This is a genomic window from Flavobacterium algoris (assembly GCF_048158525.1).
Lineage (GTDB): Bacteria > Bacteroidota > Bacteroidia > Flavobacteriales > Flavobacteriaceae > Flavobacterium > Flavobacterium algoris.
This window is the reverse complement of record NZ_JBLNKT010000010.1, coordinates 15,893-29,550: the sequence shown is the minus strand read 5'-3', so window position 1 is coordinate 29,550 and position 13,658 is coordinate 15,893. Positions and strand designations below refer to the sequence as shown.

At 31.5% G+C, this 13,658-nt stretch carries 13 protein-coding genes; 6 read left to right on the top strand and 7 right to left on the bottom strand.

Translation table 11 applies throughout. The features are described from left to right. Nucleotides 1-18 precede the first annotated feature (18 nt). Nucleotides 19-702, bottom strand: coding sequence for an SDR family NAD(P)-dependent oxidoreductase (locus ACM55I_RS07420; RefSeq protein WP_416846140.1), 684 nt, complete (start codon nt 700-702; stop codon nt 19-21). Next, on the bottom strand, nt 680-3,130 hold the full coding sequence (gene ppsA / locus ACM55I_RS07415; protein ID WP_416846139.1) for a phosphoenolpyruvate synthase: 2,451 nt from the start codon (nt 3,128-3,130) through the stop codon (nt 680-682). Before ppsA ends, ACM55I_RS07420 begins: the two co-directional genes overlap by 23 nt. Before the next feature lie 555 nt (nt 3,131-3,685). On the opposite strand from ppsA, the gene ACM55I_RS07410 reads away from it, so the two are divergent. The 6 genes from ACM55I_RS07410 (at nt 3,686) to ACM55I_RS07385 (ending at nt 10,537) form a co-directional block, all read left to right on the top strand. Then, entirely contained in the window at nt 3,686-6,007 is a 2,322-nt protein-coding gene (locus ACM55I_RS07410) for a PAS domain S-box protein (RefSeq protein WP_416846138.1), read from the top strand. A gap of 6 nt (nt 6,008-6,013) precedes the next feature. After that, entirely contained in the window at nt 6,014-6,724 is a 711-nt protein-coding gene (locus ACM55I_RS07405; protein WP_416846137.1) for a sensor histidine kinase, read from the top strand. A gap of 22 nt (nt 6,725-6,746) precedes the next feature. Next, on the top strand, nt 6,747-7,157 hold the full coding sequence (locus ACM55I_RS07400; RefSeq protein ID WP_416846136.1) for a response regulator: 411 nt from the start codon (nt 6,747-6,749) through the stop codon (nt 7,155-7,157). Between the two features lie 18 nt (nt 7,158-7,175). Continuing rightward, the gene (locus ACM55I_RS07395) at nt 7,176-7,601 is read left to right on the top strand and encodes a response regulator (RefSeq protein ID WP_416846135.1); all 426 of its coding nucleotides are present in this window, start codon (nt 7,176-7,178) and stop codon (nt 7,599-7,601) included. A gap of 6 nt (nt 7,602-7,607) precedes the next feature. Further along, entirely contained in the window at nt 7,608-9,962 is a 2,355-nt protein-coding gene (locus ACM55I_RS07390; protein WP_416846134.1) for a response regulator, read from the top strand. A gap of 215 nt (nt 9,963-10,177) precedes the next feature. Continuing rightward, nucleotides 10,178-10,537 (top strand): response regulator transcription factor, encoded by a 360-nt coding sequence (locus tag ACM55I_RS07385; RefSeq protein WP_416846133.1) that lies wholly within the window; start codon nt 10,178-10,180, stop codon nt 10,535-10,537. Between the two features lie 97 nt (nt 10,538-10,634). Here the strand turns inward: ACM55I_RS07385 and ACM55I_RS07380 are convergent, their stop codons facing one another. The 5 genes from ACM55I_RS07380 to ACM55I_RS07360 all read right to left on the bottom strand — a co-directional run bounded on the left by ACM55I_RS07380 (nt 10,635) and on the right by ACM55I_RS07360 (nt 13,327). Continuing rightward, nucleotides 10,635-11,081: an endo-arabinase gene (locus ACM55I_RS07380; RefSeq protein ID WP_416846132.1), complete on the bottom strand. Its 447-nt coding sequence runs from the start codon at nt 11,079-11,081 to the stop codon at nt 10,635-10,637. Nucleotides 11,082-11,239: 158 nt separating this feature from the next. After that, on the bottom strand, nt 11,240-11,614 hold the full coding sequence (locus ACM55I_RS07375) for a ribosomal maturation YjgA family protein (protein WP_416846131.1): 375 nt from the start codon (nt 11,612-11,614) through the stop codon (nt 11,240-11,242). A 149-nt stretch (nt 11,615-11,763) separates the two neighbouring features. Beyond that, on the bottom strand, nt 11,764-12,045 hold the full coding sequence (locus ACM55I_RS07370; RefSeq protein WP_416846213.1) for a GNAT family N-acetyltransferase: 282 nt from the start codon (nt 12,043-12,045) through the stop codon (nt 11,764-11,766). A 27-nt stretch (nt 12,046-12,072) separates the two neighbouring features. Further along, the gene (locus ACM55I_RS07365) at nt 12,073-12,270 is read right to left on the bottom strand and encodes a hypothetical protein (RefSeq protein ID WP_416846130.1); all 198 of its coding nucleotides are present in this window, start codon (nt 12,268-12,270) and stop codon (nt 12,073-12,075) included. 286 nt (nt 12,271-12,556) lie between these two features. Beyond that, nucleotides 12,557-13,327, bottom strand: a complete 771-nt coding sequence (locus tag ACM55I_RS07360; protein ID WP_416846129.1) for a hypothetical protein — start codon at nt 13,325-13,327, stop codon at nt 12,557-12,559. Nucleotides 13,328-13,658 lie beyond the last annotated feature (331 nt).

Here is a 13,658-nt window from a genome sequence, read left to right as displayed (position 1 = left end):
CATCGGAACACATCCAAACTACTGTACTGCGTTAGCTATTTCTTCTGGTTGACCAAAACGACCTACAGGTTCCAAGCCGGCAAACTGTTCCACCGCTTCTTTTGTTTTGCCGGTAAGTCTATCAATTATGGGGGTTTGTATTACTCCTGGACAAACTGCATTTACCCGAATTCCGAGTTTTGCACATTCTAAAGCTGCGGTTTTTGTTAATCCTACAACACCCTGTTTAGATGCCACATAAGCAGGTAAACTGGCGAATCCCACCAATCCGGCAACAGAAGAACAATTGATAATCACACCTTTTCCTTGTTTCAGTATTTGGGGAATTTCATATTTCATACAAAGCCAAATTCCTTTTAGGTTTACACCAATGGTTTTATCCCAATTTTCCTCGGTACAATCTTGTAAAGAAGCAGCTATTCCTTCAATACCAGCATTGTTAAAAGCATAATCTAATCTTCCAAAAGCATCAATCGTTTTTTCTGTCATCGCTTTTACATCAGCAGTTTTTGATACATCGCATTTGATAAAAAAGGCTTCTCCTCCAGAATCTTTGATAAGATTTAGCGTTTCATCATTTTCTTTCCAATCCACTATGGCAACTTTCGCTCCTTTTTTTGCGAAAGCAAGAGCAGTAGCTTTACCGATTCCTGATGAACCGCCAGTTACAATAGCTACTTTATTTTTGAATATTATTTCCATAATTGAGTTTTCTTACATTAGAATTTTTCTTTTTATTTTCTGCTTCCAAAATATTTTCAATTCCTTTTATCAAAGCGTCGGGATTGAATGAAATACTGTCGATTCCTGCATTCACTAAAAACTTTGCAAATTGTGGGATATCGCTAGGTGCTTGTCCACATAAACCTACTTTTATTCCAAAACGTTTGGCAACCCGAATCGTTTCTTTAATCAAATATTTTATGGCTGGATTTTCCTCATCAAATAAATAACTTACTAATGCTGAGTCGCGATCCAATCCTAATGTGAGTTGCGTTAAATCATTGGAACCAATAGAAAATCCATCAAATAGTTTTGCATATTCATCTGCCATTAATACATTACTTGGAATTTCAATCATGACATATACTTCTAGTCCGTTGATGCCTTGCATTAATCCATTTTTGACCATTTCATTAAGGACCTTTTCACCTTCTTCGACTGTTCTGCAAAAAGGAATCATCAATTTTACATTATGAAGCCCCATTTTATTGCGTACTTTTTTCATGGCTTCACACTCTAAGGCAAACCCTTTTCGATAAAAATCACTGTAATAGCGGGAAGCACCGCGAAATCCTATCATGGGGTTTTCTTCATCTGGTTCATAATATTTTCCACCAATGAGGTTGGCATATTCATTGCTTTTAAAATCACTCATTCGTACAATTACATCTTTTGGATAAAATGCAGCAGCAACAATAGATACGGCTTCGGCTAGTTTATCAATGAAATAATTTTTAGGATCTTCATATTCTTTGGTTAATGCCGCTATTTCGGCAACTATTGCGTTGTCGGTTATTTTTTCAGGCTCACACAAGGCCAACGGATGAATTTTTATGGTATTCGAAATAGCAAATTCCATTCGCATCAAACCCACACCTTGATTAGGATAATTACTCAATTCAAATGCTCTTTCTGGATCGGCAAGAATAAGCATAGGATCAGTTTTTGGCATTTCAAGTTTACTAAAATCCTGTTCTTTTATTTCCCATTTTAGTAATCCTTCGTATATATTTCCTTCCTTTCCTTCGGCACAGGAAACAGTAATTTCCTGGCTATTTTTTAGTGCTGATGTAGCATTGCCACAGCCTACTACTGCAACGATTCCTAGCTCTCGTGCAACTATGGCGGCATGACTGGTGCGTCCGCCTTTGTTGGTAATAATTGCCGAAGCTCTTTTCATGATGGGATCCCAATCAGGATTAGTCAAATCAGTAACTATAATTTCTCCATCTTGTAATAAATGGCCTTCTTTCGGACTATTTAATATGCGGACTTTTCCAGAAGCAATTTTATCGCCAAGAGCAATCCCTTGTGCTAAAAGAGTTCCTTTCTCTTTGAGTTTATAGATTTTCCGGACTTGTTTATTTGTTTTTCCGTGAACGGTTTCCGGACGAGCCTGAACGATATAAAGTTGGTTGTTCAAACCGTCTTTTGCCCATTCAATATCCATTGGTTTTTTATAATGTTTTTCAATTTTATAACACCATTGAGAAAGCTGAATTACTTCTTTATCGCTTAATGAAAACTGGTTTTGTTTCTCCAAAGAAGTATCTGTGTTACTAATTGTATTTTCTGCAGAAGAACTGATGGATTTATCGGCATAAATCATTGTAAATTCTTTTCTGCCGCATTGTCTTTTTAGAATAGGTTCTAAATCTGAATTTTCTAAAGTAGGTTTAAAGACAATCCATTCGTCAGGTGTAACAGTACCTTGAACAATGTTTTCTCCTAATCCCCAAATGCTATTTACGATAATGGTGTTTTCGAAACCACTATCCGGATCAATAGTGAATGCTACGCCAGAAGCTGCTTTGTCACTTCGAACCATTTGTTGTATACCTACAGAAATCGCAATGTCAAGTTTAGCAAAACCCATATCATGACGGTATTTTATGGCACGGTCCGTGAATAAGGATACATAACAACGGTGTACGGCATCGATTAACTGTGCTGTACCATTGATATTCAAAAAGGATTGCATTTGTCCTGCAAAACTTGCTGTAGGCAAATCCTCAGCAGTTGCGCTGCTTCGTACTGCCACATCAAGATTATTTATGTCGCATTGTTCACTAAGCGATTGGTAAGCAGCCTCTATTTCATCTTGAATTTCCTCTGGAATGGTTGCTGATAAAATTAGATTTCTGGCTTTTTCTCCAATGGAAGAAAGATTGGAATATTCTTTAGTATCCAATGAAAGCAGTAACTCTTTCAATGGTTTCTCCAAATTATTCATTTTTCTGAAAAGCCGGTATCCGCGTGCTGTAACACTAAAACCATTAGGAATGTTGATGCCTTTTGGATTGAGCTGATTGTACATTTCGCCAAGAGAGGCGTTTTTGCCACCAACTATATCAATAGCATCAATACCAATTTGGCTGAAAAATAGGATGTGTTTGTACTTTGCCATTTCATATGTTTTTTGAATAGAAACTGACGATTATTAGTCTGTTAAAATAATAACAATAGAAAATAGTTGAGGCGCACTTTTTACTTAAAAAGTAGGTTTGAAATTTGCTTACATTTTGAGGTTTAAAAGCAGGAAAGCAGGTATTCCTTATTGTTGAAACCCATGCTGTAAAATTAATCAATTAATTATTTTATTGGTACAAAAAAAGACATTTTTTTCATTGTTGTTTTAAATTAAGTAATTAAAATACAGAGGTTTGTGTGTTTTAATTTTGTTTCAAAAAACAGGAATGAAAATGAAACTTTTTTTTCAATAAGATTAAAAAAGTAATGGCAGTATCTAATGATAAATATATAAATTATATGTAAGAAAAATAGTTGCAATTATCAGGAATATTAAGTTTAGATAAATATTGATAATACAAAAAATAAATTATTTTTGTAATTAAAATAGTTAAGTTGGTTTAAAGAAATAGAATAAGTATAACTATGAAAAATATTTGTTTAGACCTATAAATTCTGTACTATTGTTAGTAGAGAAAAAGCCCCCAAATTGATGAAAAAAAATCCGATACCGGAAAATGAAATAGAAAGACTCAAAGCACTTAAAGAGTATTCAATTATGGATTCTTTAGCCGAAAAAGAGTATGACGCAATCACTCAGCTTGCCTCTTATATTTGCGGGACTCCTATAGCCTTATTAAGTTTATTAGATCAGGAAAGACAATGGTTTAAATCGAGTGTTGGTTTAGGAGTTACTGAAACCCCAAGAAGCTTCTCGTTTTGCCAATATGCAATTATGGGCGATGATATCTATGAAGTCAATAATGCAATGGAAAATGAATTATTTGCTGAGAATCCTTTAGTGACTGGAAATCCTAATATTCGCTTTTATGCAGGAGCGCCACTTCAGGATGAAAATGGCTTTAATTTAGGATCTCTTTGTGTTATAGACACAAAACCCAGAATATTGACCAATGAACAAAAGAAGGCATTGCAATTGCTTGCGCATCAAGTAGTTTTATTGTTGGATTCGCGAAAAAAAAATACGGACTTGATTAAGTCTCAAAAAGAATTTCAAAATTTTATTGAACTGTCTAAAGATTTGGTTTGTATTGCGAACGTAGACGGCTTTTTTTATAAAGTAAATCCTGCTTTTACAGATGTATTAGGATATTCTAAGGAGGAATTAGAAGGCAAACCATTTGTAGATTTAATTCATCCAGAGGATTTAGACAAAACCTTTCAGGAAGTTGGAAAATTATCAAAAGGACATAAGACTATCAGTTTTGAAAACCGGTATCGGTGTAAAAATGGCAAGTATGTTTTATTGAGCTGGAACACATCCCCTGATCCTGATACAGGGAATTTATATTGTATCGCAAGGGATATGTCAAAGGAAAAAGAAGCAGAACTAAATTTAATTAGTAGTAATAAATTATTGGATGAATCGCAAAGTATTGCAAAAATTGGAAGCTGGAAATTTGACTTAATAACTAATCAACTTATTTGGTCCAAAGGTCATTATCAAATTTTTGATTTAGAAGAATTACCTTCAGATGAACTATTTAAAGCTTACCGAAGTAGAATACATCCCGATGATTTATTAAATCTGGATAAAGCAATTGAAAATACAAGGATAAATGGCTCAGATTTGCATTATAATCATAGAGTTCTTTTTCCTGATGGAAGCTTAAAATATGTTGTAGGGATTGGGAAAGCTTATAAAGACACCAGTGATGAAATAGTAGGGATTCAGGGAACTATTCAGGATATTACAGAAAAAACAGTAGCGGAGCAGAAAATAAATAGTAAAACAAAGGAAATTAGAGATATTAAATCAGCATTGGATGAATCTGCAATTGTTGCAATTACAGATCAAAAAGGAATAATCACTTATACCAATGAAAATTTCCGTACCATTTCTAAATACACAAAAGAAGAATTAATAGGACAAGATCAACAAATTATTAACTCAGGGTATCATCCAACAGAATTTACAAGGAATATATTTGTGACCATTGCCAATGGAAATGTCTGGAAAGGAGAAATAAAAAACCGTGCAAAAGACGGATCTTATTATTGGGAATATACTACAATTGTTCCTTTTTTAAACGAAAACGGAAAACCATATCAATACATAGCGATTAGTACGGATATAACTCAAGAAAAATTAGCAAAAGAAAATTTAAATAGTGCATTAGTTGACCTCGAAAAAAAGAATAAAGAGCTGGATCAGTATGCATATATCGTTTCTCATGATCTTAAAGCACCACTAAGAGCTATAAATAATCTTTCGGAATGGATTGTTGAGGACATGCCGGAAATGCCAGCGGAAGTCAATACTAATTTTGAATTATTGCGGGGACGTATCCAGCGAATGGAGAATTTGATAAATGGGGTTTTGGAATATTCCCGTATAGGAAGAACCAAAATTGAAAAAGAAACAACTGATTTAAAAAAGATGTTGAATCAAATCGTTGATTCAGTTGTTCCTAATGAAGGATTCAAGATTGTCATCGATGATATGCTTCCTACTATTGAAACGGAAAAAATACTTATTCAGCAGGTTTTTAGTAATCTTGTAAGCAATTCAGTCAAGTATAATGATAAACCAATTGGTAAAATAGAATGTTTATATGAATTATTGCCCGGTTTTCATCAATTTACGGTAAAAGATAATGGTCCGGGTATCGCTGAAGAATACCATAAAAAAGTATTTGAAGTTTTTCAAACTATTGAAGCACGCGATAAAAAAGAAAGTACCGGTATAGGTTTGTCTATTGTTAAAAAAATAATTGAAGAAAAAGGAGGCGAGATTTATATAAAATCTGAGAATGATAATGGGACAAGTTTTATTTTTACGGTTCCTAAATAAATGAATATGATCGAGTCAGATAAAAAATGTCAGGAGGAACTAATTTCCCTTAAAAAAGAATTTGAAGAGTTTGTTTATATTGTATCGCATGATATAAAAACACCAATGCGAGCTATTTCTAATATAACAACTTGGATTGAAGAAGATTTGGGAAGTGATGCTGATAAAGACATTTTGGATAACTTTAGATTATTAAAAAATAGAGTGGAGCGTCTTGAAAAAATGATGAATGCATTATTGGAATTTTCTCGTGTAAACAGGACTGAAATGGAATCATATGAAGTGAATATTCCTAAATTAGTCACAGATTGCATTGAAATGGTCGATAATAAATCAGATGTTGAATTCCATTTATCTTATAATCTTTTAAATGAAAATAGTATTATTCTGGGTAAAAAATTGCAAAAAGTATTGTACAGTTTACTGGATAATGCAGTTCGATTTCATGATAAAGAAAAAAAGAATGTATTTGTAGCAGTAAGTGAGGAGAAAACGGAATACGTGATAAAAGTTAGTGATGATGGACCTGGAATACCGGAAGATGTTAAAGATAAAATTTTCTCTATATTTTATACGGTAAATTCGAAAGATATTGTAGATTCGACAGGCGCAGGATTATCAATTAGTAATAAAATAATTAAAATGGTTGGAGGAACATTAGTGTATACTCCGGGTATAAATAAAGGTTCCGTTTTTAAATTTAATTGGCCTAAATAATTAAGAATAATAAATTAAAATTATGACACATAAATTGGTAAATATTTTATTGGTAGAAGATGATGAGGTTGATGTAATGAATGTAAAAAGAGCATTTTCTAAAAACAATATTAAAAATCCGCTTTTTGTAGCTGGTAATGGTGTTGAAGCATTAGAGATGCTTGACGATAAGATTATTCCTTTACCAAAAATCATTATTTTGGATATAAATATGCCAAAGATGAATGGAATAGAATTCTTGAAAATTTTAAGGGAAAGTGAAAGACTGAAAAATATTTCCGTTTTTGTTATGACAACTTCAAATGAGGATAGTGATAAAATTAAGGCCTATAATTTGAATGTAGCCGGATATATTTTAAAACCATTGTCTTTCGAAAAATTCGTTGTATCGGTTTCAACACTTAATAATTTTTGGCAGTTATGTGAAATGTAAATTTTTTAAATTTACTTTATGGGAAGTTCAAATATTTTATTAATAGACAGTTGTAGTGCTGATTTTGAAAATGTGAAAAATGCATTTTCTGAAATCGGGATTAAGTCTACCTTGTATCGGGCTAAAAATGACACAGAAGCTTGGTCTATGTTACAAGGTGATAATAAAATATCGCCAATTCCTAAGATCGTATTAATAGATATTAATGAGGAAGGTATCAACGGTATACATTTATTAAATAAAATGCGAATCCATCCCGATTTAAAATCAACCTTAGTGTTTGTAATAACAAAAACTGATAATGACCTAAATAAAATTGCCGCTTTAAATTTAAACATAGCGGGATACATGTATAAACCATGTGAGGGCGAAAATAGCAAAGATTTTTTTTCAATACTTAATGACTATTGGAATATCATTGAATTTACAAGAGAAAAAAGATAAAATTATATGGCTGTTGCTTTAAAAATACTAATAATTGATGATGATAAAGTTGATTCAATTACCATTATTCGTTCCATATCTCATTCTGGAATTAATGCTGATGTAGAACCTGCTTTTTCTGCCAAAGAAGGCATTGAAAAGATTAAATCATTTCATTATGACTTAATTTTTTTAGACTATATGATGCCGGATAGTGATGGAATTTCTTTTTTAAAAAAACTCAGAGATTTAGGAATAGAAACTCCGGTAATTTTTGTGACCTCACAAGGAGATGAAAAAATTGCCAGCCAGGCAATTTTAGGTGGTGCATCAGATTATATTCCCAAAACATTATTAACCCCGGATGGGGTCTCACAGAGCATCCGAAATGCACTTAAACTGCACGAAAGCCTTATTCAAAGAAAGAAAACAGAATTAGAATTAAAAATAAATGCAAACAGGCTTTTTGAGGCTCAAAAATTGGCCAAGATTGGAAGTTGGGAAATAAATCTAAATGATGGAGAAGTTTTTTTTTCGGAGGAAGTCTTTAATATTTTTGAAATAGACAAAAACACTACCACTTCCATTGCCCTTATGAAATCTTGTTTAATTAAATCAGACGATATTGAGCTTTTTGAAAGCAATCTCAGTTATGTAAAGGAAAGTAATTCTGAAGTTCAGTTCAGCCACAGTTTATTGGGTAAAAAGGGAACTGTTAAATACATTAATGAGTTTATAAAATGCTTGAATGATGAACACAATGAACCATTCAAGATTTTAGGTACTATTCAAGATATTAGTGATCAAAAACGAATTGAGAAAGAATTAATAAAAGCGAAAGATATTGCGGAACAATCCGTTAGAGTTAAAGAACAATTTCTAACCAATATGAGTCATGAAATTCGTACCCCAATGAATGGAATTATAGGATTTGCTCGAATTCTGGAAAACACAAATCTAGATGATAATCAAAAACAAAGTGTGGAAGCCATAAAAAGAGCCAGCAAAAACTTATTGGTTATTATTAATGATATTCTTGATTTTTCTAAAATTGATGCTGATAAAATGACATTTGAAGATGTTAATTTCTCTTTGTCAAAAACGATTAATGCTGTAATTGAACTACTTTCTCCAATTTCAAATGAGAAAAAAGTAAAATTATTGTGTGAAATAGATCCCGAAATAAATAATTTTTTGATTGGAGACCCAACACGGTTATCGCAAATATTGATTAATCTGGTTGGAAATGCTTTAAAATTCACGGAGAAAGGGTACGTTGAGTTAATCGTTTCCCAAGAGAAAGAATCTGAATCAGTTAGTCTCTTACGATTTACAGTTGTAGATACAGGAATTGGTATTCCAAAAGACAAGATTGATTCTATTTTTGATAGTTTCAATCAGGCTTCAAATGAAACGACAAGAAAATTTGGTGGAACTGGTCTAGGGCTTACCATTACCCGTAAACTTATTGAATTACAAGGTGGAATAATAAGTGTAATAAGCGAAGTTGCTAAAGGGAGTGAGTTTTCATTTTCGTTACAATATAGAAAGGCTCAGAAAGGAAGTATTGAAACTGTAAAAATAGTAAAAGAACAATTGTCCTCTAATTTCCTAAAAGACATAAAAATACTTTTGGTAGAGGATAATGAATTAAACCAGCTGCTGGCAATTAAAGTATTTGAAAAATGGGAGAAAGAAATTGACATAGCCGATAATGGAAAAATAGCCATCGATAAAATAGAAAAGAATGATTATGATATTATTCTGATGGATATTCAAATGCCGGAAATGGACGGAAATGAAGTTACAAAACACATACGAACCAATATGGGATCTAAATCAAATATCCCAATAATAGCGTTAACTGCGCATGCTACATTAGGTGAAGAAAAAAGGAGTTTAGAAAGCGGTATGAATGATTATCTGTCTAAACCTTTTGATTTTAATGTATTGCTTGAAAAATTACACCACAATTTAATGAATGTAAATAATAAATCTTTTGATGCATCAGAAGAAGAAGTGATGGTCGAAAAATTAATCAATTTTAAATATTTAAATGAATTTGCCGACGGAGATACCGTTTTTATAGAAAAAATGGTGTCTTTGTTTTTACATAATGCCCCGCCAGCTTTAGAAGCTATAATTGAAGCAAACGAAATTGACAATATAATAGTTTTGAAAGCGGAAGTGCATAAGTTAAAATCCTCTATAAGTTTGTTAGGAATAACAAGTGCATCAAAATGTATTGATATTATTGAAAGCGAAATTAAAATAAATCCTCTGGGGCAAATCCGGAAAGAGGAAGTTGAAAATTTTTATGAAATTTGTCAGGTTGTCTTCAATGAATTAGAAACAATTCATGGTTTTTCTAAAATAGTGTAATTAGTAAAAACTAAATTGGGTTTAAAAACGTAAATAGTATAATAAATTAGTGTTTTTTTTATTAAAATAAATGAAGCAATTTTATAATAATTCTTTAATATATTGATACTATTAACCATTTTAAAAGCCTATTTTTGAGAAAAGCTTACGCTTTTTTTGGAACTATAGAGCATGATTTTTTCGAAGATTTATTCATACCAATAATTAATTAATACATGAAAATACTAATAGCCGAAGATGATGAGATGATGTTAAAAACTATGGAGTTTAAGCTCATGCGAGAAGGATATGAAGTTGTTGCATGTCCAGATGGTAATGTTGCATTAGATAAAATAGTTTTAGAAAATCCGGATCTTATACTTTCAGATATTGAAATGCCTTTTGCTTCAGGTTTAGATATTGTGAATAAAGTAAAAGTGGAACTAAAATTAAACATTCCAATAATCATATTATCAGCAGTAGGTTTAGAAAAAACGGTGTTAAAGGCTTTTGAACTAGGCGCAGATGATTTTATAACAAAACCTTTTAGTCCTAATGAGTTAATCATGAGGATCAAACGACTTTTATTAAAGTAAAAAAACTCCTTTTTGTGTTAAACAAAAAGGAGTTTTTTAATAATTTATTATTGTAGATGAAAAACTCTTTAAAAGAGAGTCGCCAAAAATTACTATTTTATTTTGGATTATAAATATGAATAGATTGTCCAACTAATTTCCATTGCCCTTTTATTTTTTCTAACATCCTGATTTCATAAGAAAAAGTTTTTTTTCCATCTTTAGCCGTAGATTCTTCATTATGGCTTACCCAAGCGCTATTCTCATTAATGCTCATTTTGTAGTTTGTATTCACGGAATAACCACCATTACCCATCGAACTTGGATTTGTATTGATCATCGCCATTGGAGGAACATCTATTGCGGTTCCGTCTGCAGTTGAAATTAATATTTTGCTATACGGTTTAATATACCAACATTCCGTATGCCTCTTACTATCGGCAGCTCTCCATGTTGCGGATTCTTTTTCCAGTAATTTTTTTATTAATTCAGAGTCATCTTTTTTTTGACTGTAACCTAATATGCTAATGCTGATAATTAAGAAAAATGATAATTTCCATTTCATATGAATACTGTTTTTTATAGTTCTTGTAAAAATATTTATTGCTAAAGATACTGTTTTTCTAAATTCAAATAGATTTATTAATTCATCATCTATTTGTTCTAATTTACAATTTTGTTTTGATGAAAACTACTTGTTTAATACGCTGTTCTCTAATGGTCTTATGTTGTTTTAAGCCAATACTTTTCGACAATAATTACAATAGCAATTTCCACAATATAGGTTAGTAAATCAATCCAGGAGAATGAAGTTCCAATAACGGTTCGGGCAATTTTTGATTTTTCTAAATGTAGCTTTTCAACAATATTTAAAAATTGAAGAAATTCTATGGTGAAAGAAAAGAGCAATACAAACAGCGCAACAGTTAAAACGGGTAATTTGAGAAAAGATTTTAAAAAGCAATAGATCAAAATAACAACCAAAACATCACCGAGATAAGGTCTGACAAAACTGTCATGGACAAAAAGAGCGATCAAAACTTCAATAAAAAAAATCAGTGTTGCGAAGCCAAAGTAGTTTTTGTTAAATATTAGCATAATATTGGTTTAGGTTGTGCCTAACGTTTCGGTAGTTTTGTTCTAGTTTTGGAAACTAAATTATCATTTGTTTTTCGGTTGTCACTAAAATTTTAAATACAAAACTATTTTCAAATTAAGCCAATTACCTAAATTTATTGTAGCAATTGTTAACAGTAGGCATTCCGTCTTAATTCGTATTCAATTTCGTTATCGTCCAAATCTGCAATTTTAGTAAAGTTAAGTTGCTCAAGAAGTTTTATTGCTTTCTCATTTTGTTTAGTTGTTATTGCCCAAACACGTTTTAGTCCGATATTATTTATTCCAAAGTCTATGGCTAATAACATAGCCGAAGTCATAAAACCTTGCCCACGGTATTGCTGTAATAAAACGCAACCAAGTTCGCCTGCTCCTTCCTCAAATCCACGATAATAACCACAAGTTCCGATAATTTTATTTGTTAAATTGTCTGCAATGCCTCAATGAACGGAATTACCGTCAATATAGTTCTTGTCTATTTTAACCTGCATTTCTGTCACCTGTTGAAAAGTAGTTGCCTGAATAGAATCATAAAACGAAATTTCAATAAGATCTTCAATATCCGTAGTGAGAATTTGTCGCAACGAGATTTTGTCGCCAGTTATAATTGGGAAAATGTCATATGGAGGGAATCTCATTTTATATGTAATTGTGTTTTAATATGTTTACTGCTAATCTCAGCTCTCCCGAAGCATCGGGATTAAACCTTTAAATAAGCTCAGTTTTGTTAATTAGAAAGTAAATATATGGGATTTAAACAGAAATCAATACTCTCTCTGGAAAAAGTAACTTTCTCATTTCTAAAAGAAAAGTAGCCATTCTGCTGAAATTTGTATTATTTGCTCATTGTTGTGGGCACAGTTTAAAAAACTGCGCTAACTATTGTGGGATATCTACACGGTCGGGATAGCTGTTGTAAGCAGTTTATTTAAATTTTTCAATTCCTTCTTTACTTTTAGCTTTCAGATATTCTACCAAATCATAACACTCTTTTTTGAATTCAGACCATTCATAAACTCTATTTAGAACCTTTAGTTTAAATTTTAAATAAGTTGTGTTTTTTAATTCCTCTTCTGTTATTTCCATTTTTTTTTGATACTCTTGCTTTATACATTCTTTAATAGCAATTTCATGATTTTCATCCATTTGCTGTTCGTAATCCCTTTCATTATCTATCTCAAAAGTCATTTCTATCTTAAATGCACTGGGTATACTTACAATCTGAAAATTAGAAATATTCCTTTCTGACAGTTTGTTTTTTTCTAATTCTGATAATTTCAATCTTTCAAATAATTTGTTTTGTTTTGGAGGAATTGGAGTAAAAGTCGTTTCAGTATTAAAATAATTATTAATATTTCTTACTTCAATTAAATCAGGATGAAAATTCCCTTCTTTTTGATTTAAAGTTCTTATGGTATTTACAGATTTAGAAAACTCACTTTCTTTGAGGAAATTTTGAATTTCTAAATACCATTCTTCAAAATGAATATGTTTATTTTTAAAACATTTTTGCATAACAAAAGTTACACTTCTAATTGAATTAATAAATGCATTGAATTCATATTTGAAATGTTGTGAATTATTTTTTCTTTTACTTATATCACCATCTAATTCTTTCCAAAATTCTTCCATTCTTTTGAGATGATATACAGATTCCAACCATTTATCTAGAAGTAATATTTCTTGTTCACTCATTTTTGTCTTTAAATTGCTTACAACTTGTAGATAGGTCTGAAGATGTTAGACTTATCATCCCTAAATTGGGTCGCTTTGTCTGATAAGCATCAATATTTATTTATTTATTCTCAAATATATTAAAATTTTCTTGCAAATTATAAAAGGGCAGTTTGTTTGTTAGATGCTTTTTGAATTTATAAGGTGGCAATTTTAGTTGTCGTCACCGTTGATTTGCATGAAGGATGGCAGTGGAAATCCTTTTATGAAGCATAGCGTAATAAAAGATTGTAGCGTACAGCCTGACCTTGTTGCGTAAAAAAACTATGTCTTTTATACCATAGTTCTGCAA